The sequence below is a fragment of the Mycolicibacterium sp. XJ2546 genome, from assembly GCF_053483195.1.
In genome coordinates, this window is record NZ_JBEFRW010000022.1 from 42321 (window position 1) to 66177 (window position 23857).

21 protein-coding genes, 1 tRNA gene and 2 pseudogenes are annotated in these 23857 nt (G+C 66.1%); 11 read left to right on the forward strand and 13 right to left on the reverse strand.

Annotated features, from left to right (window positions below):
* Positions 1-23 precede the first annotated feature (23 nt).
* A complete protein-coding gene (locus tag ABQE44_RS23965) occupies positions 24-560 on the reverse strand; it encodes a hypothetical protein (RefSeq protein WP_448395203.1) in 537 nt (178 codons plus the stop codon).
* A gap of 110 nt (positions 561-670) precedes the next feature.
* Here ABQE44_RS23965 and ABQE44_RS23970 point away from each other — a divergent pair, with 110 nt between their 5' ends.
* The 5 genes from ABQE44_RS23970 to ABQE44_RS23990 are packed head-to-tail and all read left to right on the forward strand — an operon-like array spanning position 671 to position 6406.
* Positions 671-2200 carry an ABC transporter substrate-binding protein gene (locus ABQE44_RS23970; protein WP_448432298.1) on the forward strand — a complete coding sequence of 510 codons (1530 nt, stop codon included), beginning with the start codon at positions 671-673 and terminating at the stop codon, positions 2198-2200.
* On the forward strand, positions 2197-3153 hold the full coding sequence (locus ABQE44_RS23975) for an ABC transporter permease (RefSeq protein ID WP_448432300.1): 957 nt from the start codon (positions 2197-2199) through the stop codon (positions 3151-3153). The genes ABQE44_RS23970 and ABQE44_RS23975 overlap by 4 nt, the downstream gene beginning before the upstream one ends.
* Positions 3150-4025, forward strand: a complete 876-nt coding sequence (locus tag ABQE44_RS23980) for an ABC transporter permease (protein ID WP_448395206.1) — start codon at positions 3150-3152, stop codon at positions 4023-4025. The genes ABQE44_RS23975 and ABQE44_RS23980 overlap by 4 nt, the downstream gene beginning before the upstream one ends.
* Positions 4022-5641, forward strand: a complete 1620-nt coding sequence (locus tag ABQE44_RS23985) for a dipeptide ABC transporter ATP-binding protein (RefSeq protein ID WP_448432302.1) — start codon at positions 4022-4024, stop codon at positions 5639-5641. The genes ABQE44_RS23980 and ABQE44_RS23985 overlap by 4 nt, the downstream gene beginning before the upstream one ends.
* Before the next feature lie 24 nt (positions 5642-5665).
* Positions 5666-6406, forward strand: coding sequence for an SDR family NAD(P)-dependent oxidoreductase (locus ABQE44_RS23990; RefSeq protein WP_448395208.1), 741 nt, complete (start codon positions 5666-5668; stop codon positions 6404-6406).
* A gap of 59 nt (positions 6407-6465) precedes the next feature.
* Here the strand turns inward: ABQE44_RS23990 and ABQE44_RS23995 are convergent, their stop codons facing one another.
* The 4 genes from ABQE44_RS23995 to ABQE44_RS24010 form a co-directional block, all read right to left on the reverse strand.
* Entirely contained in the window at positions 6466-8109 is a 1644-nt protein-coding gene (locus ABQE44_RS23995; protein ID WP_448432304.1) for a DUF7800 domain-containing protein, read from the reverse strand.
* A gap of 49 nt (positions 8110-8158) precedes the next feature.
* Entirely contained in the window at positions 8159-9772 is a 1614-nt protein-coding gene (locus ABQE44_RS24000) for a hypothetical protein (protein WP_448432306.1), read from the reverse strand.
* A gap of 233 nt (positions 9773-10005) precedes the next feature.
* Positions 10006-10191, reverse strand: coding sequence for a hypothetical protein (locus ABQE44_RS24005; RefSeq protein ID WP_448432308.1), 186 nt, complete (start codon positions 10189-10191; stop codon positions 10006-10008).
* Positions 10192-10284: 93 nt separating this feature from the next.
* Complete coding sequence (locus ABQE44_RS24010) at positions 10285-11565, reverse strand: acyl-CoA dehydrogenase family protein (RefSeq protein WP_448432310.1); 1281 nt, start codon at positions 11563-11565, stop codon at positions 10285-10287.
* Positions 11566-11665: 100 nt separating this feature from the next.
* Here ABQE44_RS24010 and ABQE44_RS24015 point away from each other — a divergent pair, with 100 nt between their 5' ends.
* The 5 genes and pseudogenes from ABQE44_RS24015 (at position 11666) to ABQE44_RS24035 (ending at position 16451) form a co-directional block, all read left to right on the forward strand.
* Positions 11666-11968, forward strand: a complete 303-nt coding sequence (locus ABQE44_RS24015) for a DUF732 domain-containing protein (protein ID WP_448432312.1) — start codon at positions 11666-11668, stop codon at positions 11966-11968.
* A gap of 80 nt (positions 11969-12048) precedes the next feature.
* Positions 12049-12909, forward strand: a pseudogene (locus ABQE44_RS24020) (transglycosylase SLT domain-containing protein); the annotation flags it as partial.
* Positions 12910-13026: 117 nt separating this feature from the next.
* Positions 13027-13638: pseudogene (locus tag ABQE44_RS24025) on the forward strand (DUF1460 domain-containing protein); the annotation flags it as partial.
* Between the two features lie 358 nt (positions 13639-13996).
* A complete protein-coding gene (locus tag ABQE44_RS24030; RefSeq protein ID WP_448432314.1) occupies positions 13997-14137 on the forward strand; it encodes a hypothetical protein in 141 nt (46 codons plus the stop codon).
* Between the two features lie 121 nt (positions 14138-14258).
* Positions 14259-16451, forward strand: a complete 2193-nt coding sequence (locus tag ABQE44_RS24035) for an alkaline phosphatase family protein (RefSeq protein WP_448432316.1) — start codon at positions 14259-14261, stop codon at positions 16449-16451.
* Positions 16452-16458: 7 nt separating this feature from the next.
* On the opposite strand, the gene ABQE44_RS24040 is transcribed toward ABQE44_RS24035, so the two are convergent.
* Positions 16459-17004, reverse strand: a complete 546-nt coding sequence (locus tag ABQE44_RS24040; RefSeq protein ID WP_448432318.1) for a TetR/AcrR family transcriptional regulator — start codon at positions 17002-17004, stop codon at positions 16459-16461.
* Positions 17005-17172: 168 nt separating this feature from the next.
* Here ABQE44_RS24040 and ABQE44_RS24045 point away from each other — a divergent pair, with 168 nt between their 5' ends.
* Positions 17173-18396, forward strand: coding sequence for a cytochrome P450 (locus ABQE44_RS24045; protein ID WP_448432320.1), 1224 nt, complete (start codon positions 17173-17175; stop codon positions 18394-18396).
* A 71-nt stretch (positions 18397-18467) separates the two neighbouring features.
* Here the strand turns inward: ABQE44_RS24045 and ABQE44_RS24050 are convergent, their stop codons facing one another.
* The 7 genes from ABQE44_RS24050 to ABQE44_RS24080 all read right to left on the reverse strand — a co-directional run bounded on the left by ABQE44_RS24050 (position 18468) and on the right by ABQE44_RS24080 (position 23856).
* A complete protein-coding gene (locus ABQE44_RS24050; RefSeq protein WP_448395241.1) occupies positions 18468-18863 on the reverse strand; it encodes a type II toxin-antitoxin system VapC family toxin in 396 nt (131 codons plus the stop codon).
* The gene (locus ABQE44_RS24055) at positions 18850-19122 is read right to left on the reverse strand and encodes an antitoxin (protein ID WP_448395218.1); all 273 of its coding nucleotides are present in this window, start codon (positions 19120-19122) and stop codon (positions 18850-18852) included. The genes ABQE44_RS24050 and ABQE44_RS24055 overlap by 14 nt, the downstream gene beginning before the upstream one ends.
* On the reverse strand, positions 19115-19666 hold the full coding sequence (locus tag ABQE44_RS24060; RefSeq protein ID WP_448432322.1) for a restriction endonuclease: 552 nt from the start codon (positions 19664-19666) through the stop codon (positions 19115-19117). Before ABQE44_RS24060 ends, ABQE44_RS24055 begins: the two co-directional genes overlap by 8 nt.
* A 224-nt stretch (positions 19667-19890) precedes the next feature.
* Positions 19891-19967: transfer RNA gene (locus tag ABQE44_RS24065), tRNA-Ile, on the reverse strand.
* Positions 19968-20108: 141 nt separating this feature from the next.
* Positions 20109-20954 (reverse strand): carboxymuconolactone decarboxylase family protein, encoded by an 846-nt coding sequence (locus ABQE44_RS24070; RefSeq protein ID WP_448432324.1) that lies wholly within the window; start codon positions 20952-20954, stop codon positions 20109-20111.
* A gap of 8 nt (positions 20955-20962) precedes the next feature.
* Complete coding sequence (locus tag ABQE44_RS24075) at positions 20963-22336, reverse strand: metallopeptidase TldD-related protein (protein WP_448432326.1); 1374 nt, start codon at positions 22334-22336, stop codon at positions 20963-20965.
* Positions 22333-23856 (reverse strand): TldD/PmbA family protein, encoded by a 1524-nt coding sequence (locus ABQE44_RS24080; RefSeq protein ID WP_448432328.1) that lies wholly within the window; start codon positions 23854-23856, stop codon positions 22333-22335. The genes ABQE44_RS24075 and ABQE44_RS24080 overlap by 4 nt, the downstream gene beginning before the upstream one ends.
* Position 23857 lies beyond the last annotated feature (1 nt).

Below are 23857 nucleotides of genomic sequence, written 5' to 3' on the forward strand. Positions count from 1 at the left end.
CGATCGACGGGTCGTCGGGCAAGTCAGAAGCAGCGGCGCAGGCCGCCCGGCTCACAGATCAGCGGGTACTGGTCGACGGGGATGACCAGCGGGCGGTTGAAGGACATGGTCAGCGGTACTTCGAACATCGCGGCCTGCTCACCGCACACGGCGCCGTGGATCACCTTCATGCTGCCTACCCACGTATAGGGGTCGAACGAATAGATCGTCTGCTGCGCAGCCGTACTGCCGTCCGGGCAGGTCTTACCGTCGATCGTGTCGTAATCGAACGTCCACCGGCCACCGATCATCACGGCTTCGGCGCCCGGCTGGCCCTTCGGGGTGACCTTCAGCTTGCAACCGACCGGCAGCAGCAGCGGTTCGCGCAGGTCGCCCACGACGGGAACGCATGACGGGAAGATCTCCCACTCGGTGGTGGCCTGCCCGTCGATGTTGACGTTGTAGACGCCCTCCGGAACGCCTGGAGCCTTGACGTCACCTTGTGCGTGTGCGGTCGCGGCCGCCCCGAGGGCCAGCGCGGCGCTGGCCAGGGCCACTCCGAGCGCTCGGAGAAGTCTCATGATGTGCACCCCTTCACCTCGAGCGTCTCGACGTCGAACCGCGTCGAGTATGTCAGTGTGGACACGACCCCGTCTAGAAACGGGGGCAGACGACTCCGGGGTGACGGCAGATGAAACGGCGGGCGGTGGCGGCGGCAGTCGCCGCCATCGCCGCCGTGCTCCTCGCCGTCACGGCGTGCTCACCCGGGCAGCGAGTCGACCTCGGCGACGACGTGTCGGGCAACCTCATCGCCGCCATCTCCGGTGAACCCGACCAACTCGACCCGCACAAGACCACCGCCTACTTCTCGTTCGAGGTGCTGGAGAACGTCTTCGACACGCTGGTCGAGCCCGACGAAAACCTCGAGATGCGCCCGGCGCTCGCCGAGTCCTGGGAGGTCAGCCCCGACCAGCTCACCTGGACCTTCCAGTTGCGCCGCGGGATCACCTTCCACGACGGCAGCCCGCTGCGCGCCGACGACGTCGTCTACTCCTACCGCCGGATCATGGACGAGAAGCTGGCCAACGTTGACAAATTCAGCGCCGTCGCCGACGTCACAGCACCCGACCCACACACCGTGGTCGTCCATTTGGACCGCCCGACCCCCAACCTGCTGACCAACCTGGGCGGCTTCAAAGGCATGGCGATCGTCTCGCCCGGCAACGTCGAAAGCGGTCAGATCGCCACCCACCCGATCGGCACCGGACCGTTCTCGTTCCTGGCCCACAACAGCGGCGACTCGATCACGCTGAAGGCCAACCCGTCGTATTGGGATGGGCCAGCGCCGATCTCGGGTGTCACCTTCAGGTTCATCTCCGAGCCGTCCACGGCGCTGTCGGCGCTGCAGGCCGGTGAAGTCGACTGGACCGATTCGGTTCCCACCCAACGCGTCGCGCAGTTGCGTGAGGACGACTCGATCAACTTGGCCGTCACCCCCAGTAACGACTACTGGTACCTGGCGCTCAATGAAGCCCGCCCGCCCTGGAACGACGTGCGAGCGCGCCAGGCGATCGCCTACGGCATCGACCGCGACGCGATCGTCGCGGCCACCAGCTACGGCACCGCAACCGCCAACCAACTTGCGATCCCCGAAGGCAACCCGTGGTACACGCCCTACGACCGTTACAGCTACGACATCGACACCGCACAGCGGCTGCTCGACGAGGCGGGTGTCGGCGACGTCGACCTCGACCTGCTGGTCACCAGCGAGTATCCGGAGACCGTGACCGCCGCGCAGATCATCGCCGATAACCTTGCGCCGCTTGGTATCACGGTGAGCATCCGCACCGTCGACTTCGCCACCTGGCTCGACGAACAGAACACCGGCAACTTCGACATGCTGATGATGGGTTGGCTGGGCAACATCGACCCCGACGACTTCTACTACGCCCAGCACCACTCGAACGGCACCAGCAACGCGCAGCAGTTCTCCGACCCCGAGGTGGACCGGCTGCTCGACGCCGGGCGCGTCGAGACCGACCGCCAAGCACGCGGCGCGCGGTACGACGAGGCGGCCACGCTGATCGCCGACAAGGTGAGCTACATCTTCTTGTACAACCCGTCGGTGATCCAGGCGTGGACCCCCGAGCTGACCGGCTATGAAGCCCGCCGCGACGCCGCAGTCCGTTTCCGCACAGCGGATTTGGGGCAAGGATCATGACACATCCCGTGCTGCGGTTCTTGGCGCGCCGGCTGCTGTATTCGGCGGTGGTGATGGTCGGGGTGGTCGTGGTGGTGTTCACCCTCGTGCACCTGGTGCCCGGCGATCCGGTCCGCATCGCGCTGGGCACCCGCTACACCCCGGAGGCCTATGACGCGCTGCGCCAGGCCAGCGAGCTGGACAAGCCGATGCTCGAACAGTTCTTCGGCTACCTCGGCTCGGCGCTGACCGGCGATCTCGGGGTGAGCTTTCGCAACGGTGATCCGGTGACGCTGATCCTGCTCGAAAGGCTGCCCGCGACGGTGTCGCTGGCCGTGGCCGGCGTCCTGCTCGCGTTGCTCATCGCGCTGCCCGCCGGGATCTGGTCGGCACTGCACGAGGGCCGGCTCAGCGACGCGATCGTGCGGGTGGGCAGCCAGTTCGGCGTGTCGATCCCCGACTTCTGGATGGGCATCCTGTTGATCGCACTGTTCGCGACGACGCTGGGCTGGCTGCCGACCTCGGGCTACCGGCCGCTGTTCGAGGACCCGGCGGGCTGGCTGCGCCACATCGTGTTGCCCGCGTTGACGGTCGGGCTCGTGGCCGCGGCGATCATGACCCGGTATGTGCGTTCGGCAGTGCTCGAGGTCGCCGCCACCGGCTATGTCCGCACCGCCAGATCGAAGGGGTTACCGCCTGCGGTGTTGACGTTTCGGCACACGGTGCGCAACGCGCTCATCCCGATTTTGACCATCACCGGCATTCAGCTGGCGACGATCCTGGGCGGGGTCATCGTGGTCGAGGTGGTGTTCGCCTGGCCGGGACTGGGCCGGTTGGTTTACAACGCCGTCGCGGCACGGGATTACCCGGTGATCCAGGGTGCGGTGCTGCTGATCGCCGCCCTGTTTCTGCTCGTCAACCTGATCGTGGATGCGTTGTACGCCGTCGTGGACCCGAGGATCCGGCTGTCATGAGCGCCGACACCGGAACTCGCGTGCCGTTCTGGCGGCTGCTGCTGGGAAACCCGGTCACGGCGGTCAGCGCGACGGTGCTCGCCGTCGTCGTGTCCGTCGCGATCGGCGCGGATTGGCTTGCCCCCTATGGCGTCAACGATGTCGATGTGCCCAACGCGCTGCAGCCGCCCGGTGCCGCGCACTGGTTCGGCACCGACGAGTTGGGCCGCGACGTATTGTCGCGGGTGCTGGTCGCGGTGCAGGCGTCCCTGCGGGTGGCGGTGGTCAGCGTGGCGTTCGCGGTGATCGTCGGTGTGACGGTCGGTGTCGTATCCGGTTACCGCGGCGGCTGGCTGGACGCGGTGTTGATGCGCGTCGTCGACGTGATGTTCGCCTTTCCGGTGCTGATTCTGGCGTTGGCCGTGGTGGCGATCCTGGGCCCGGGCGTGACGACCACCATGTTGGCGATCGGCATCGTGTACACCCCGATCTTCGCGCGGGTGGCCAGGGGCAGCACGTTGAGCGTGCGCACGGAGCCGTTCGTCGCGGCGTCACAGAGCATGGGCACCGGCAACCTCTACATCCTCGGCCGCCACATCCTGCCGAATATCGCTGGGCCGCTGGTGGTTCAGACATCGCTGTCGCTGGCGTTCGCCATCCTCGCCGAGGCCGCGTTGTCGTTTCTCGGGCTGGGCATCCAGCCGCCGCAGCCGTCGCTGGGCCGGATGATCTTCGATTCGCAGGGCTTCGTGACGCTGGCGTGGTGGATGGCGGTGGTGCCCGGCGCCGCGATCGTGGTCACGGTGCTGGCGTTCAACCTGCTCGGTGACGGTCTGCGTGATGTACTGGATCCCAAGCAGCGCACCATGATCGAGGCTCGAAGAAAGCAATGACGGACCCCACACTCAGCGTGCGCGACCTGCGGGTGGCCATCGGGCGACGCGAGATCGTGCGCGGTGTCTCGTTCGATGTGCACCCCGAACAGACGCTGGGCATCGTCGGCGAATCCGGTTCGGGCAAGACGATGACGGCGCTGGGGGCCACCGGGCTGCTCGACGCGCCTGGCGCCGTCGTCACCGGTAAAAGCGCGCTGGGCGCCACCGCGGACAAGGGTGCCGTTGAGCTCGTCGGCGCGTCGGCGCGGCTGCTACGCAGCGTGCACGGCGACCGCATCGGGTTCGTGTTCCAGGACCCCTCCACCTCGCTGAACCCCCTGCTGACCATCGAACGCCAGATCACCGAATCGATTGAGACCCATCGCCGTTCCACCCGACGGCAGGCACGCGCCCGGGCTCTGGAACTGTTGGAGGCGGTGGGTCTGCCCGAGCCCGAAGACCGGCTGGACAGCTATCCGCATCAGCTCTCGGGCGGGCAGCGGCAGCGGGTGATGATCGCGGTCGCGATGGCCTGCGACCCGCAACTGCTGATCGCCGACGAACCGACCACCGCGCTCGACGTCACGACGCAGGCGCAAATCGTCACGCTGGTAAGGGATTTGCAGCGCGACTTCGCCACCGCGGTGGTGTGGATCAGCCACGATCTCGGCGTGATCGGCCAAGTGGCCGACGACGTCACGGTGCTGCAGGAGGGCCAGGCCGTCGAACAGGCCACGATCACCGACGTCTTTGACCGTCCGCAACAGGCCTACACCCGGGAGCTGTTGGCCGCGCGGCCGGTGATCGGCCATACCGGGCCGGAGCCGGTCTCCGGCGCCGAGGTGCTGCTCGACGTCGCCGGCCTCGATGTGCGGTACCGGGTGACGAGTGCCGGCGGCAAACGCACCGTAAATGCGGTGGATGACCTGTCGTTTCGTATCCGGCGCGGCACCACGCTGGGACTGGTCGGGGAATCCGGTTCGGGGAAGTCGACGGTGGCCGCGGCGCTGACCGGTCTGGTCGAACCCGATGCGGGCACCGCGACCATCGGTGGTGCTGACGTGATCGGCGTACGGCGCTCCGCGGTCAAGGCGGTGCGCCGACGGGTCAGCCTGGTGTTGCAGGATCCGTTCTCGTCGCTGAATCCGCGTGCGCGGGTGGGCACTTCTATCGGTGAACCGCTGATGGTGCACCGGCTCGCGCGGGGCAGGCAGGCCCGCCGGACCCGTGTCGATGAACTGCTCGACCTGGTAGGGCTGCCGACGTCGTTCGCCGGCCGGTATCCGCACGAGTTGTCCGGCGGTGAACGGCAACGCGTGTCGATCGCGCGGGCCCTGGCCGTCGAACCCGATCTGGTGATCTTCGACGAAGCCACTGCGTCACTGGACGTTTCGGTGCAATCTCGGGTGCTCGACCTGTTGACCCGGCTGCAGCGTGAGCTGGGGTTGACCTACCTGTTCATCGCGCATGATCTCGCCGTCGTGCAGCAGATGAGCCATGACGTGCTGGTCATGCGCAACGGCGCCCGCATCGAGTACCGCCCGGCCGCCGACCTGTTCGCCGCGCCCGAGCACGACTACACCCGCGAGTTGCTGGCCGCCATACCACCGTCGCTCCCCTCCGCGCCGAAATAGCGGGTCGTGAGAAGGTCTTCAACCATGACGTCACTGAGCGGCAAGGTCACATTGGTCACAGGCGCGTCGGCGGGTTTGGGCGCCGCCGTCGCGCAACTGTTCGCCGAGCGCGGCGCGACGGTGTTCGGTATCGCGCGCGACGCCGAACGGATGGCGGAGGTCTTCGAGTCCATACCGGGCGGCAGCTACGCGTCGGTGGACGTCACCTCGTCGCAGGCGTGCCGTGCCGCGGTGGCACAGTGCGTGGCGGCCTTCGGCCGGCTCGACGTGTTGGTCAACGTCGCCGGCTTCCACCAGATGCGCCACACCACGACGATGAGCGACGAGGACTGGGACCGCGATCTCGCGGTGAACCTCAACGGGCCGTTCTACCTATGCCGCGCGGCGCTGCCGCACCTGCTGCAGGCCGGCGGCAACATCGTCAACGTCGCCTCGATCGCCGGCGTGGAGGGTGAGGTGTACTCGGCCGGCTACTGCGCAGCCAAACACGGACTCGTCGGCCTGACCCGCGCGCTGGCCGTCGAGTACACCAAGGAGAAGCTCCGCGTGAACGCCGTCTGTCCCGGCGGTATGCCCACCGCGCAGACCACCGAGTTCACCGCCCCCGATAACGCCGACTGGGATCTGATCATGCGGATCGCGTCACCGCGCGGCTTCATGCACACCGTCGACGTGGCCAAGGCGATCGCATTTCTGGCCAGCGACGACGCCGCCGCGATCCACGGCGCGGTGTATCGAGTCGACAACGGCAAGGGCGCGGGCTGAGGGGATTTCGGTGCGGTAACGTGCGGTGAGCGATGGTTAGCGCACCGAAATCGCCAACGCTAGAGCAGTTTGTGCTCGATCACGGTGGTCAGCTGTGGTTTGCGCCAGCCCCCGGTGACCTTCTCGATCCGCACACCCACCTCGCCGCCGGCGATCTCCAGAGTCCCGACCTGGTTGCGGAAGTGCGGCATCGTGACGGGTCGCCACCGGAGCCGCGGCATCCCCACCCTCGCGGTCCGCGCGAGCGCCTTGCCGACGGACTCGATGAACCGGGTGTGGCCGAGCCGCAGCACGACGCGTTCGACCGCCGACGGCTCCTTGCGCAACCCGGAACACACCACCTGCCACACCTTGGTGCTCACCGCGGGGCCCGCGTCGGGCGTGTCGACCTCGGTCACCCAGCAGTGGTGCACGTCGCCGCCGAACAGCACCATCGTGTCGGGTGCCCGACCCCGCTTACCGCTCACCACGTCGATGACCAGATCCTCGAAGCGTCGATAGCTGTCCTGGAAGCAGGCCCAGTGGTCGAGGTTGGCGGTGATGCGCACCTTCTCCCCCAGTCCGGACAGCCGGTTGCCCCATGCGCCGTCGCTGACCGCCTCCGTCCATGCTTCGATGTGGTGCATGCCGTAGGGCAGCAGGATCGGCAGCGAGCTTGCGAACAGCAGATGTTCATAGGTGCCGTCGACGTTGGAGGTGATCCAGTCCCATTCCTCGTCGGTGGTGATCTGGCGGTGCCCCGGCTGTAGTTGACGTCCGGAGCGGGCGTCGACGACGATCAGGCGCGCCGAACCCAGGTCACGGCACATGCTGAAATGTGAGACGCCGTCGTCCTTTTCGGCCGTCTGCGCGAGCTCCCGGACCGCCTCGGTGCCCTGCCGGGTTTCGAGCACCCGCTGAAAAACTTGATCCTTGGCCAGCTCGGTGGGCGACATGTTGCCGAGGTGCTGATAGACCCAGTACGCCATCAGCCCGCCGATGATGCGGGTCTGATACCAGTCGGTTTTGCGTTTCTCCTCGAGCCAGGCCTGCGAGGTGTTCCACTTGTCGTTGATCTCGTGGTCGTCGAACATCATCGAGGTCGGGACGGTGGAGAGCATCCAGCGCACCACGGGCTCGCGCCAGGCGTCCCAGTAGCCGATGCAGAACTCCTCGAAGTCCTCGAGCACCTCGACGGGCCCGTCGGCATGCACCTCCCGGTCGGCGACCAGATCCTTGATCGTGTCGTTGACCTGGTCGGCGTAGAGCTGGTCGCCCATCATCAGCAGCGCGTCGGGCCACAGCGCCGACGGCTGGCGCAGCATCCGCATGCCGTATGTGCGCAGCACGTCGATGCCCTTGCCCTTTGGGTGCCACCAGTGCTGGTAGGTGTGTGGCGGGTGATGTGGGGCCGACGCGCGGCACGAGCCGAACAGCAGCCGCAGCCTGCCGTCGCGCGGCATCAGCCGCACCCGCGGTCGCGGATACTCGTAATCCGTTGGCGGCCAAGCTTTCCGGCCGTCGAGGTGGACCTCGTAGGGGTGTTCGCGGTCCGGGTCCAGACCCGTCACGCAGACGATCGCGAAGTGGTGACCTTCGATCTCGAAGGTGTCCGCGCGGTGGCCCAGGACCTCGACCGCGCACGGTGTGTCCGTCTCGACCCAGATGGTCGCGTCGGTCTCACCGACATGGCGGAGCAGCGGCCCCACGCGAACCTCGGGCATCGCCCCATCATGCATGACTTTCGACAGGACCGATGCCCGAGGCGCGCTCTCAGTGTTCGGGTCGGCGGCGCCCCAGGTAGAACGCCATACCGATGGCGCCGAAGCCCAGCGTGCCGATCACCCCGGCAGCGACCATCAGGAAGATGTCGCGTCCGGTCAGCCCGGCCGACGACGACTCGTCGGATGCCAGCCGCAGCTGGTAGTCACCCGGCAGCGGACCCTCCTGGGGTTCCTCCAGACCCGGGAACTGCTGGGTCCGGTGCACCTCGAATTGCCGTTCGCCGCTTGGCGTCTGGGTCCAGACACCCCATGCCGGCGTCGCTCCGTCGAGCAGCACCTTGCGCTCACCGAAGCGGGCGTCCTCGCCGACGTCAACGATCCGGCGGACCCGGAAGGGTTCGTACACCGCATCCGAGTAGCGCACCTGGACGGGCACGTTGTCGTAGCGCAGCACCGGCGGCGGGGGCGGCGGCAACGGCAGCCCGGCGCCCGGGTAGTAGCCACCGCCGAAGAAGCTGCCCACCGCGATGTTGGTGATGTCTTGCATGGTGTCGATGGCCGCGTTGACCGGGTTGAGGATCGCCGCGGTGAAGCTGTAGGCGGCGAACCGGGCGGCCTCCAGCACGATCCGGGACAGCGGCGGGATGTACATGATGCGTGGCCGCATGTCGTAGACGTAGACGATACGCACCGGTGCCCGGAACGGGTTGGCGACGATCGGCCGGTAGTACTCGTCGTACTCGATCCATTCCGGCCGCCACTGGCGCACGTTGCTGACGTACTCGATTTCGCGACGCTCGACGCGGCGCTCGACGCCGAATTCGGTCTTGGCGCTCGCCCCGATGTCCAAGCCCGGGATCTTCAGGCTGGTTTCGATCGAGTTCGCGAACGCGGCGAGGTCCTCCTCGGCGGCCGGTTCGGGCTGCTCTTCGAAGATCGGCTCGGCGCGCTTGGCCAACTGCACGTCCTCGGCCGGGGCCTCCAGTTTCTCGGGCTCCAGCATCTCGATCTGCTTGGCGGCCTGCGAGACCGACACCGTCGGCGTCTCGGATTCCTCGTCGCGGGTCTGGCTCTCGGTCTCCGAGGTGGCCGATTCGCCGGTTGGCGTCTCGCTGGTGGGCGCCTCGCTGGTTTCGGTCGCCGGCGCGAAGGCCTCCGACGGCGGCACCGACGTGCCCGACGTCTGTGGCGCATCGCTGTCGGCTTCCGTCGTGCGCGCGACCTTGCTTTCGCTGCTCGGCGCGACCTTGCTTTCGCTGCTGGCGGGTGTCTGCTCGGCGGTGGTCGACGGCTCTGGCTCGGGTGCGGGCGCCGGTTCGGTCGTCTGCTGCTGCACGGTCGTGCGGGCGGTCGTCTTCGGCGCCTGGGTCTTCGGCTCTTCCGGCTCAGGCTTCGGCTCGACGACGGTAGGCGCCTGCGTCTGCTGCGTCTGCGGGGCCTGCGTCTGCGGCTTCGGGGCCTGCGTCTGCGGGGCCTGCGTCGGCGGCTTCGGTGCCTGCGTCGGCGTCTCTACCGCTGGGGCCTGCGTCTTCTGTTCCGGAGCCTCCCGCTTGGGAGCCTCCTCTTTGGCCTCGGGCGCGGTGCGCTTCGGCGTGGGCGTCACGATGGTGGTCGTCGGCCCACTCGAGTCGTCGGAACCGGGCTGGGCCAATGCCGGTGCCACGCCTCCGGTAAGGGTCGTCAGTGAGATGACAATTCCGGACGCCAGAACGGCGACCACGCCACGCTTTGAGCAAAATTCAAGGGGTGCACCCATCGTGCGTCTGCTCCTTCAAAACATGCGCGTCGACTCCCCCAACACTGGTGCCTGTTCCAGCAGTCGCGGCGCTCGACAGTTTCATCGCTCGTTCGGCCGTAGTAGTTACAGCACCGAGCGATGTGAAGAAAATTTCCGGTCTACGGCTTGCGGCGCAGCGCGCCGACCACCAACGCGACCCCGATTAGCGCGATGAGCGGGCCCAGGACGGACCAGGTCGTGGTGTTGCTCATCGGGCTGCCGCCCACCACGCCAAAACCCTGCAGCGCGAACAGCAGACCGAACAGCGCGACGATCACACCGGCGATGGCGATGGCGATTCGCATGGCTTCACCCTAGGCGCAGCATCCGCGAGCGCACGCTTGTTATACGCAAACGCCGAGACCACGCGCGAACAACCGTGCGCTCGGCGAGAAGGTTCAGCGGCGCCGCGACAGGTACTTCTGGTAAGCCTCGGCGGCAGCGGCCAACTCCGGGCGCGCGTCGAGCACGGGTTGCAGTTTCCTGCGGGCGGCCTCTCGCTTGTACGGCAGGAACTCTGTCGGGAAGTTGCCCTCGTGGGGCTCGTAGTCACGCAGCACCCGGCGCGCGACGGTGGCCTTGTGCACCTCGTCGACGCCGTCGGCGATGCCCATCGTCGGCGCGCCGGCGTACATTGCCTGGATCGGGGTGAGATCGGTGGTCCCGAGCGACCCGAGAATGTGCAGCGCGTTGAACGACACCTCCCGCAGCACCCGCGCCATCGTGAACTTGACCGCGGCGATGTCGGTGCGGGCCTCCTGGGTGGAGGTCTGGTCGATTTTCCACGCCGTCTCGAGCACGAACAGCCGCAGCATCTTGATCATCGCGTAGGACTCGGCGATTTTCTCCTGCACCATCTGGTGCTCGGAGATGACCTTGCCGTGCGATTCGCGGCTGAGCGCGCGCTCGCACATCATGTCGAACGCGAGGTTGCACTGCGCGATGGTGCGCATGGCGTGGTGGATGCGTCCGCCGCCAAGACGGCGCTGCGCGAGCACCCGTGCCCCGTCCTCCGGGCCGAGGAGATGATCGAGCGGCACCCGCACGTCACGGTAGATGATGTGGTTGTGGTTGCGGGGCTCGGGCATGATCTCCACACCCGGGGTCTCGCGCGGTACCACGAACATTCCGTTGGTGCACATCACGAACAGGATGTCGGCGACGCGGCCCGCCGAGGTGAACCACTTCTCGCCGTTGATCACCCACTCGTCGCCGTCGCGGACGGCATGGGTCTTGAAGAGGCTCGGATCGCTGCCGCCCTGCGGTTCGGTCATCGAGTAGGCCGAGAACATGTCCTGGTTGAGCAGCGGCCCCAGCCAGCGTTCCTTCTGCTCCTCGGTGCCGTAGGCGGCGAGCATCTCCATGTTGCCGGTGTCGGGGGCCGACGCGCCGAACATGTGCGGGGCGCCGGCGTAGCGTCCGATGACCTCGTTGAGCAGGCCGAGCTTGAGCTGACCGAAGCCAGGACCGCCGAGGTCCTCGTCGAGAAAGATCGCCCACAGCCCCTGGTCTTTGACCTCCTGCTGCAGCTCACGCACATAGGCCTTGACCGCGGGATCCGTTGAACGCACCGCGTACGGAAACACGTGATCGAGCGGTTCGACCTTTTCCTCGCAGAACTGTTTGACCCAGTCGAGCTTGTCCTGAAATTCCGGTTCGGTGCTGAAATCCCACGCCATGGGTGCAGTCTGTCACCCGGTCACGCTCCTATCTCGATCTGCATCCAATCCCACCTCCCTCGATCCGAAGCGGGTAGTAAAGCGGTAGGAAAGACGTGATATGACAACGCTTGCGCAACTCACCGCGCTGTTAGTGCTAGGAATCGGCTCGCTGTTGGCCGCACCGCACGCCGCCGCATCACCCGACGACGATTTCTGCCGCAGCATGTCCTCGGTCGGTTTCACCGGCGACTGCGCGACCCTGAGCACCCTGGCCCGCGACGTGTGCGCTCAGCTCGCGCGCGGCACCGATGCGTCGGCGGTGGCCGAGAAGTTGGACATCACGACGAAAGACGAAACGCTGTCGAACTTCATCGTGGCCGGTGCTCGGCTGTACTTCTGCCCGGAGCCGTTGCAAACCTGAGCCGCTAAACTTCGACGGCAATGAATGCCGGTGGGCCCCGATCTGAAATCGCCAGGATTGTTGCTGTCGCGGGCATCGCCATGATGTTGTTTGCCCTCGTCGGATGCTCGACCTCGGACCGGCCGGAAACATCCGCCACGACGACAGCGGCGCCGACGAACCCCGCACCCGCAGCCGAGCCCCCGCACCGCGAACTCGCGTCCGACCCCGTCGACATCGCCGACGGCCTGGTGGCCGATGAACGTGCACTGCGCGACCCGGCGTCCTCGGAGGCGGTGCTGACGTCGGCGGCGCACCGGCAGCAAGCGGCCTACCGGACCATCGGACGGCACCCCGAGTGGGACCCGATCGTGCGCCCGCGGATCCCGCCCGAGTTGCTGAAGGTCTACGACCTCAATGTCGACGCGCGCCGGGAGCTCGGCGTGATGAGCCGGCCGAAAGACACCCTGCCGGCGTGGCGGATCGTCGCCCCGACACCGGCCGCCGAACTCATGGGTTACTACCGTGAGGCCGAAGCGGAGTTCGGTGTGGGCTGGAACTATTTGGCGGCGATCAACCTCGTCGAAACCGCGTTCGGCCGCGTCGCCGGGGTGAGCACCGCGGGCGCGCAGGGTCCGATGCAGTTCATGCCCTCCACGTTCGCCGCGTTCGGCGCGGGCGGGGACATCCACTCGCCCCGCGACAGCATCATGGCGGCAGGACGCTACCTGGCCGCCAACGGGTTCGCCGGAAACCGCGACTATGCGCTGTACCGGTACAACAACTCGAACAACTACGTGCGAGCCATCAACGACTACGCCGCCGCCATGTCCGCCGACCCCGCCGCATTCACCGGCTATCACCGGTGGGAGGTCTACTACCTGACGACATCCGGTGACGTGCTCCTGCCGGTCGGATACACCGAGCCTGCTCCGATTCCAGTCGCGAATTACCGTGGCGCGGTGACGAACACGACGCTCGAAGTCCAGGTCTCCGAACAGAGCGCACAGCTCCTCGAGAGGATGTTGACCGCCAGGAACGGTGCGGCCGGTGCAGATGCCGGCGCGATTTCACAGCAGTTCCTCGGAACACCTTATGGCGCAGACACTCTCGTCGGATCCGCGAACGCCCCGGAGAAGCTGGTGGTGGAGTTGGAGAAGGTGGACTGCTTCACCTATGCCGACTACGTCGAAGCGCTGAAGCGGGCGACCAACCGCGAGGAGTTCATCGACGCGCTCATCGAGGTGCGCTACAAGGACGGCGTCGTCGCCTTCCGGAACAGGAAACACTTCTTCACCGACTGGGCCGCCGCCACGCCGGCAGTGGCGACGGACATCACGGCGTCGCTGAGCCCCAATGCGGTTGCGGTGAACAAGAACCTCAACGCGAAGGACTCGGGTGGCCACTACCTGCCGGGGTTGCCGGTGGTGCCGCGGACGATGTCCTACATTCCGAGTTCCCAGATCGACGACGGTGTGCTGAGCCAACTGCGCACGGGTGACTACATCGGGGCGTTCGCCGAAGACGGCGGCCTCGACGTCACGCACGTCGGCATCTTCGTCGAGACACCCCACGGGCCGGTGTTTCGCAACGCCTCGTCGTTGCGCGCACACGAGAAGGTCATCGACCAGCAGCTGGCCGATTACCTGCAGACCGTTGCAGGCGTGGTCGTGCTCCGCCCGGTCCAATAGCATTTGCTGACATGCCCGTCATTCGATGGCGCGCGGGAGCGCGACGACGCCGTCGCTGAGCGCTGTTTTGTCGGTCTAGCCAGGTAAAATGGCGCAAACGGATCGTCACACCGCGTGTTGAGGAAGGGCGGGCTTTGGCTACGTCGATGACCACCTGGCCGGTTTGCGGCAACTGCCAGGAAGTGGCTTATTTTCCCTGGATGGGCGGGACCCACGCCTCGGGTATTCCGATGACGAGGACGAAAACCCAGGCTTGCAGGTTTACCTGCCAGCTCCGGAGCGGGGCTACGTCTGCGGTAACCACTTCCGCAGGCACGTGATCCAACGAATCGTTCTCGATGGCGCAGAGTTGGCGCACGTGGCGAGGTTCTTCGAACGGATTCAGGACGACGACCAGCTCGACGAGGTTCTGGTCGTGGTTCGCGCCGGGGGCACGCTGGAATGTCTGGCGGCCGACTTCGTGTACAGCGCCCCGGTGGGCTACAGCGAACCAAGGTAAGGAGCCGCTGTCCCATGTTCGTCGAAGCGGCGTACACCGCGCCTCGGAAGCGGTAATTTGCTGCAAACGTCAAATTTCTGCTCCACCACTTACGGGGACGTGGGCACGGAAGGAAACCGTCATGGGGTACGCCAACTACATCGGTCGCGTCGGAGCATTAGCGGTGACATTGGGCGTTGGCGTTGCCATCGCGAACGCACCCGCCGTTGCGTTTGCGGACACCGGCGGTTCGTCGTCCGGCGAGTCCTCATCATCGAGCGAGTCCTCGCCGTCGAGCGAGACGTCATCGTCCTCAACTGAATCTTCGGCGGCGGAGGACTCGACACCGGCCGCAGACGACGACACCACCGATCCATCGGACGCCACCGCGGACGAAGACGCCACGGGGGAAGACGCCACGGGGGAAGACGCCACGGGGGAAGACGCCACCGGCGACGTTGAGGGAGAGGCCGAAGACGACGCGGATACGTCGTTTACGGACGAGGACGCCGCGCAAGACGAGGCGTCTTCGGACGACGCCGAATCGGCCGATCCCCCCGCCGCAAGCGAGTCACGCTCGGGCACCCGGGATTTCACCGAAGAGGTCAAGTCCTATGTCAACGCGACCGTCGAACGATTCACCCGCGCACAAGAAGAACCCGAGACCCAACCCGACGTCACCGCCACCGCGAAGGTCACCGCCACCGAAGACGTCGCGCCGAAGGCAGCGACCACAACGCCCAACCCGACGACGACGACGTTCACGACCATGACCGCCCCGCCGGCCACAGCGGTGACGGTCACCTCCCAGCCGCGGCCCACCTTGGTCAGCCTGGTCACCGAGACGGTGAACGCCCTGCTGCGGCCGCTGATGGGCCTGGGCACCACGGGTGTGCCGATTCAAATACCCGCGTTGTGGACGATGCTGGCGGCGGCGCGCGGTGAGTTCGAGCAGGCACTGTCCCACCAGACTGCACCCCCGGCGGCGCAGTACACCGTCACGCAGCTCTCGGGGCCCTCGGCACAAGCCAACGGCACGCCCTACGTGCTGGTGATCGGCGTCGACGGCACCAACCTGGGCCGGATCCTCTCCGACCCCGAGAACGACCACTTCTTCGCGCTGATGGACGACGGCACCACCGCCGCCTCGAGCATCGTCGGACACACCACCATCTCCAACCCCTCGTGGACGGCGATCCTGACCGGGGTGTGGGGTGAGACCACAGGCGTCGTCAACAACGTGTTCACGCCGGGGCCGTACAACCGGTACCCGACGGTGTTCAACATGCTCGAGACACACGACCCGAACATCGAGACTATCGCGATAGCCAACTGGAACGTCATCGCCGACATCGCGAATGCCGGATCAATTCCCGCCGACCAGATCCACTTCGTCCCGCAGGTTCCCGGCGACACGAACTGGTTGCTCACCGACGACGCGGTCGGCGCCGCCACCGTCGCCGCGATCCAGAACACCCAGAACGGCACCCCGACGTTCATGTTCACCTACTTCGTCGGCGTCGACGAGAACGGGCACATGTACGGTGGCGCGTCGCCGCAGTACGCGGAGGCCATCCGTAACGTCGACGAGAACATCGGCGCGATCATGGCCGAGATCGCCGAGCGGGAGAAGTGCAACCCCGGACTGTGTGAGAACTGGACCGTGCTCGTGGTGACCGACCACGGTCACCAGCCGCAGCAGGGCTTCGGGCACGGGTTCCAAACGCCTTCGGAGACTTCGACCTTCGTGATCGCGCGGGGTTCGGACTTCCAAGAAGGGTTCATCAACCTGCAGTACGAGATCGTCGACACGACGCCAACGGTGTTGCACCTCTTCGGTGCACCGCCACCCGCGTATTCCGACGGCGTCTCGTTGACCACGCTCGGCGACAGCGACGTCGACCCGGTCGATCTGCACCAGGCGCTGTTCGACGCGATCGCCATGAACGGCTATCCGGATATCGGCACCGACATCGCCCTCGGTCTGCGGACGATTTTCACCTCGATCCCGTACTTCGTGTACACATTCACCTACGACACGATCGATCAGCTGAGATCGATCGCCGATCAGGACATCTTCCTGGTCAGCGCGCTGGCCGGCTTGGCGATCGTGCCGGTGCAGCTGGTCGGCAACCTGCTGTACGTGGCGACCAATATTCCCGCACAGATCGTGGCGCGGCTGACCGGGGTGAACAACAACAGCATCTTCCCGCTGATCCCGGCGCCACCGTCGACGTGGCCGCCATCGCCGCTGATCCCGCCGAACCTGGCGCTGCTGACCTGCGGTGATGGCGCGACCGCAGAGGTGCCGTGCAGCACGGCGATCGTTGCGTGACAACGGATCAGCTGAACGCCGGAGCGACGAATCGTTCCACCACTTGACGTTCGGCGTCGTCGTCGCCGACGGGCCACACCGCCAGCGACATGACGACGCGGACGATCCATTGGGCCGCCTGCGGGTCGTCATCGGTGATGCCGGCGAGGTCGGCGGCCAGCCGGCCCAGCACCGGCGACGACGGCAGCTCGCTCAGATCCCTTCCCGCGCTGAGGCTCATCATCATCGGGCGGATCGGGTCGGCCCGAATGTGTTCCAGCGCAACTGTGATCGCCTTCACGACGCGCTGCGTCCCGGTGAGGTCGTGGACCGCGGAGCGAACTGAGTCGACGACGCGAGCCGCCAGACGCAGCAGCACGGCGTCGCGGATCTGAGCCTTGCCGCCGGCGTAGCGGTAGATCGTCGCGCGTGAGCAGTGCACGCGTGCGGCCAACGTGTCGATGTCGAAGGCGTCGAAGCCTTCGCGCACGACGAGGTCAGTGGCCGCGGTATAGATGCGCTCGGCGGCCGCCGTGCGACGCTCGCCGCCGAGAAGCCAATCGTCTCGTGCCACCAATAGCCCCCTTGTTTCTCAGTGCTGAGACAGAACTGACGCTACATCTCAGCGTTTGCGCATGTGGGCGGGACGCCGTGAGACGACGCCGGCCGTCGCCGTTGAACTGGGATTTCAACTTTGTCGAGGGTTCTTGACGGGGCTGTGGTGGCCCGCCAGCGTGGACGCATGGGTCAGCTTGGTATCGCGTTGTTCGACGACGAGTACATCCAGGACCCCTATCCGCTGTACCGCCGGATGCTCGACACGGCGCCGGTGCACCGGATCGGTGAGTCGGGGTTCTACGCGGTGTGCAGTTGGGCGGCGGTCAACGAGGCGATCGCGCGGCCCGAGGATTTCTCGTCGAATCTGACCGCGACCATGACCTACCAGCCCGGCGGCGTGGTGGGCGCCTTCGAGATGGAGGGGCTGGGCGGTAAGAGCCATGTGTTGGCCACCGCCGACGAGCCCGAGCATGCGGTGCATCGCAAAGCGGTGCTGCGGCAGTTGACGGCCAAGCGGATCCGTGCGTTCGAACCGTTCATCGGTGACACGTCAGAGCGGTTGTGGACGGAGAGCTTTCACGATGGGCGCATCGAGTGGATGAGTGCGCTGGCGAACCGCCTGCCGATGATGATCGTGGGACGGATCATCGGCGTACCCGACGCCGATGTCGACCAGCTGGTCCGGTGGGGTTATGCGGCAACACAAGTCGTGGAGGGCCTGGTCAGCCCGGACCAGCTGGCCGAGGCCGGCGTGGCCGTCGGAGAACTCACCGGATACATCATCGATCAGTTTGACCGTGCTGCGGTTGACCCGCAGGACAACCTGCTCGGCGATCTCGCGACGGCGTGCGCGTCAGGAGAGATGGAAGAGCTTACGGCGCTGGGAATGATGATCATCCTGTTCAGCGCCGGTGGTGAATCCACTGCGTCGTTGATCGGCTCTGCGGCTTGGGTTTTGGCGACCCGCCCGGATATCCAGGAGCAGATGCGCGAGGAGCCGGAACTGCTCGGCGCGTTTCTCGAGGAGGTGCTGCGTACCGAACCGCCATTTCGGGGGCATTACCGCCACGTGGTGAACGACACGTCGCTGTGTGGTGTGGATCTTCCGGCGGGATCGCGGCTGCTGTTGTTGTGGGGCGCGGCCAATCGCGATCCGGCGCATTTCGACCACCCCGACGAGTTCAGGTTGGACCGGGCTGGCGGCAAGGGCCACATCAGTTTTGGCAAGGGCGCACATTTTTGCGTCGGCGCGGCGCTGGCGCGCCTGGAGGCGACGATCGTGATCCGGCAACTTCTTGAACGCACCACGCACATCGAGGCCGTCGACGTGGGTCGCTGGCTGCCGAGCCTGCTTGTCCGGCGCCTTGACGGGCTGGAATTGGCTTGCGTTGTGCCACACGATGAGTAGGGGGCATCAAGAAATCAACTGGTTGTGAGAACGTCTGTCGATCGTCGACCCCAAGGAATGCGCAAGGCTGTCTATCCGAGGCGCGTGATGCCTGGGTAGGCGTCGAAGCCGCGATCGAAGCTCATGAGCTCGGTGACATTGTGGCGCGCCATAACGGCAAGGTGCAGGCCATCCCTGGCGGATAGGTTTTGGTATCGCAGGACTAGGTCTCGAGCATCCTCGACATCAACACGAGCGATCGGCAGGACGTCGTCGACAACGCCCAGAACTGCGTCGAAGGCCGGCTGAATCGCCTCGCGTCTGTTGATGGCAACGTAGCGATGGCAGATCTCTTGCAGCACTTCAGCATCCGTTACGAGCCGCTCACCCGCCGACACCGCGGACTCCAGGAGGCGCTGCGCGTCGAGTTTGTGGGGGTGCGCCGCTCCCACCAGGTACATCGGAATGTTGGAGTCAACGAGGATCATCGTGTCGTTCCGGAAGTTCTTCACGTCCACGCGCAATCTCGTTAAGCATCTGATCAATGTCGGCGGTCTCGAACTCATGACGCGCCGCGGTACGAATTGCCTGCAGTTTGCTGCCAAGGTCGCCAGCCGGCTCCCGCTCGCTTGCCGCTCGCAAAGTTCGCCGAACCCAATCCGAAACAGTCGTGTGATGGCGACGGGCGATCTCCTTGAGGCTTTCCCATTCCTCGGCATCAAGAACAACCTGGAGTCGTTTACTCATACCATGAGTATAAAGGCCTCATGCCTGCATCACCTTCGGCGTGCTCCGGCTGCCGATGTATACGCCACATTAGCCTCAGGAATAACAACCGCGCCTGTGTCGTTGCTGGTTCTTCGGCTCTATAGATAGGGCGTGGGTCGGCCTCCACCTTCACGTCCACCACGACACGTTCGGTTGTGGAGACGCCGATCGCGTTCTCCTTCAACAGATCGCACAGTCGGTCACCGTCGATAAGGTCGATAGGTGGCGCGCCGTCCCGCTTGGCTTCCGATCGCGCGTCGTTCGTGAACGTGCCGGTAGTGATGAGCAGCCCCTTATCGCCGCGGCCAGCCATCGCACCACGGAAGTCTCGAACAGCCGAGGCGGTAACGCTGCCCTTATACCGCCTGCATTGAAAGAACACCGGGAAGCTCAACAGCGAAATTTGGTAGACGCCAAGGCCGTCGATGCCGCCGTCACCCGCTCGCCCAGTAACGACCGCACTGGAAAAGCCAGACTCACGCAGTAGCCGTTGCGCCAGCCACTCAAAGGCCGCTGGTGACATCGCCAGGCAAGCTCGCTTTCAACACCGGCCTTTTGCCCCTTATTCTTGGGCTTGGTTTTCTTGTAGGACGCCACAAAATCAGCGTGAAGGATCGAGATCTGTTCCTTGGCTGCTGCCTGACCGGCCTCGGTAACAGTCCAAACGCCACGTTTGCTGTTTCGTGAGTAGCCGGGGTGATGGGGCTGTCCGACGACGGCGAATCGCTTTGAACTTGCACATGTGCCTGGTGGGGCGGGCGGGACTTGAACCCGCGACCTAGGGATTATGAGTCCCCAGCTCTGACCAACTGAGCTACCGCCCCCAGCTGCGCCGCACCATGTTCGCATATGCCGGCGGAACCACATCGCCGTCCACCCCGGGTCGGCTCCATCGAACGAATTTTTCGCTCAGAGCTTGGCAAAATTCCCTAGCGCCCCCAACACCGGCCAAGGCGCCCACGACACTAGCTGGCGTACACCGTCTGCCCGTCGGCGTCGATCAGGTACTGCTCGGTGCCCTCGGCCGCCCGCGGCGCATCGGCGCCCAGCGACACCGCGATCTTGTTGGCGGCGTTGCGCATCACGTCCAACGTCAACTCGAACGCCTGCTCGTCGGAGAAATGTTTGTGCACACCGCGTGCCACCTCCTCCGAGATCTGCGACGGCGACCAGATCAGCGCGTCGACGAACCGCAACGCCGCCTTCTGCGCCTTCGTCAACCCATCCGCCGATTCGTACTGCTCAATCTGGCTGTACATCTCCTCCGAACCGCCCGCATCCAACGCCGTGCTCTCCCGCAGCGACTTGCACAGCCGACAGTTGTGCTGCGTTGCCCCGCGCAACCGCACGATCTCCGTCGTCACCGGATCGAGTTCCCGCATCCGCGCCACCCCCGGCACGAACCCGTTGAGCAGCGCATCGACCGGATCGGTGTGGTGATCCCACTCCACCACCTCACGCGCACCGCGGTTGCCCAGCCCCAGCGCCTCACATCCCGCCCACACCCGCGGCACGAAGTCGGCGATGAAGACCATAACCACCGTGCGAAATGCGTTGTCGCCCAACGTCGACACAAACTGTGTCCGCTGGTTGTCCCCGATCTCCGACACGTCCACCGAGAACTGTTCGGCAAACGCGGCCACCACCGAATCCCGCTCTGACGGACCATCGACCGGGTCGATCTCCACCGGCAGCGGCGGTAACACCAACGCTCGGGCACACGTCAACCGGATCAACGTGTCCAGGCCGCGATCCCCCGACGACAACGCCACCAACCCGGCCAACCTGTCGGCCGGCTCCTGTGAACCCATGCTCAGGATTATCGCGCTTGGCTGACCGAAGACATGTGAAAGTCCGGTATTCGCAGCGTCGGCATCGCCGCCCGGGTCGCCCAGTCACCCCACTCGCGCGGCAACGTCACCTCGCTGATCCCGGCCTCCGTCGCCCTGCGCAGCACGTCCAACGGGCTCTCGTTGAACCGGAAGTTGTTGACCGCCGAGGTCACCTCGCCGTCCTCGACGAGGTAGACGCCGTCGCGGGTCAGCCCGGTCAGCAGCAGCACCGCGGGGTCGACCTCGCGGATGTACCACATTGTCGTCAACAGCAGGCCGCGCTCGGTGCTCGCGATCATGTCGGCCAAACTCGCCGACCCGCCCGTCATCACCAGATTGTCGGCCGGCACCGCCACCGGCGCGCCGAATTCCGCGGCGGCCGCCCGCGGATACGCCAACGTCTCGACGACCCCGTCGCGGATCCAGTCCACCCGACCGATGTCCATACCGTTGTCGAACACCGAGACCCGCTCCGAAGACGCCGTCGCGACCACGAACGGAGTGCATTCCAGCCCCGCCGCACCCGGATCGGAGTACAGCGTCAACGGCAGATCGGTGAGCCGCTCCCCCACCCGGGTACCGCCGCCCGGCGCCGACAGCGCAGTACGGCCCTCCTGTGCGCTGCGTCCATCCATGGTCCAGGTCAGATAGATCATCAGATCTGCCACCGTCGACGGCGGCAGGATCGTCTCGTATCGCCCGGCGGGCAGCTCCACCGACCGCTGCGCCCAGCGCAGCCGCGCCGACAGCTGCTCGAGCATCGAATCCGTTGGCACATCGGCGAAGTCGGGTGTGCTGACCCCCACCCATGCACTGGCCCCGTTGCGTTTGGCGTTGATCTCCACCGAACCCGTCGGCTGCGTGTAGCGGCGGCGCAGCCCGGTCGACGTCGCCATGAACGTCGTCTCCACGATGTGCCTGGCGTAGCCGTACAGCTGATTCGGGCCCTCAAACCCACGTGCCAGACCGTCCGCCACCGGCAGGAAAACCTGTGCACCGGTGCCGGGTACCGGATCGTCCCAGTCGCTCGGTTCGATGGTTGCGGGCAGCGGTCCGGCGCTGTCGCGTGCTTCGGGCGCGGCCGCGGCCGCCTCCTGCGACGCCGCCACCAGTCCGGCGATGACGCCCGGATCCACCTCGCTTGACCGCACGGTCCCGACCCGCGCCTCGTTAGATTGGCGCACAATCGATATCACGGTGGTGTGCCGGCTCGTCGACTCGCCGTTGGTGGTCATCGAATTGCCCGCCCATCGCAGCGACGCGTCCACCCGGTCGGTGACCAACACGATCGTCTCATCGGCCTTACCCCGGCTGGCGGCCTCGGCCAACGCGAGATCGATGACCTGCTGCGCTCCGATCACCGGCTACCGCCCGCCTCGGCCCGCGTGTTGAGCACGTTCACCCCACGGAACAACGCCGACGGGCAACCATGGCTGACCGGAGCCACCTGTCCCGGCTGGGCCTTGCCACAGTTGAATGCCCCGTCCAGACGCCACGTCGACGGTCCGCCGACCGCCTCCAGCGAGCGCCAGAAGTCCGTCGTCGTCGACTGATACGCGACGTCGCGCAGCTGACCGTCCAGCCGGCCGTCGCGGATCCGGTAGAACCGCTGCCCGGTGAACTGGAAGTTGTAGCGCTGCATGTCAATCGACCAACTCTTGTCGCCCACGATGTAGATGCCGTCGGCCACCCGCGCAATCAGGTCGTCGGTGCTGACATCCTCGACCGCCGGCTGCAACGACACGTTGGCCATCCGCTGGATCGGCACATGATGCGCGGAGTCGGCATACGAACAACCGTTGGATCGCGCCACCCCCAGCCGCGGCGCGAACACCCGGTCCAGCTGATAGCCCACGAAAATGCCGTCGCGCACTAGATCCCAGCTCTGCGCGTGCACGCCCTCGTCGTCGTAACCGACTGTCGCCAAACCGTATTCGACGGTGCGGTCGGCGGTCACGTTCATCACCGGTGAACCGTAACGCATGGTGCCCAGCTTGTCCGGTGTGGCGAACGACGTGCCCGCATACGCCGCCTCGTATCCGATCGCGCGGTCGTATTCCGTTGCGTGCCCGATCGATTCGTGGATCGTCAACCACAGGTTGGTCGGGTCGATCACCAGATCCGTCGGGCCCGCCGTCACGCTGGGCGCCTTGACCTTCTCCGCGAGCAGTGTCGGCATCTCGGCCAGCTCCTCGGACCAGTTCCACACCGCGTCGCCGGCCAGCACCTCCCAGCCCCGCGCGGACGGGGGGCACAGCGAGCGCATGGTCTCGAACGTGCCCGCAGCGGCGTCGACCGTCACCGCCTCCAGCATCGGCAGCACCCGCACCCGCTGCTGGGTGATCGACGACCCGAAGGTGTCTGCGTAGTAGGTCTGCTCCTTGACGGCGTTCACCAACGCCGACACGTGGTCGACCCCGTCGGCCGCCAGCATCCGCTCGGAGTGCTCGCCCAACACGGCGAGCTTGTCCGTCGTCGCGACGTCGAACGGGTCGATCCGGTAGTCCGACACCCACTCGACGTCGGCATAGACCGGTTCGGGAGCCAGTTCGATGCGTTCGGCGTTGAGCGGGGCCAACGTCGTCGCCACGTGCACAGCGCGCCGGGCGGTGTCGGCCGCCACGTCGGCGCTGAGTTCGGCGTGCGACGCGAAACCCCAGGTGCCGTTGACGATCACCCGCACGGCCAGGCCGATCTCGCGGTTGACGACGGCGGTTTCCAGCTCACCGTCGCGCAGCTGCATGAGTTCGCTGGTGGTCGCGTGGATGCGGAAGTCGGCGTGGCTGGCTCCGGCGGCCATAGCGGCGGACAACGCTGCATCGGCGAGGGCGTGGCGTGGTAGTTCGAGGAAGTCGGCGTCGACGCGTCGGCTTGCTGTCACG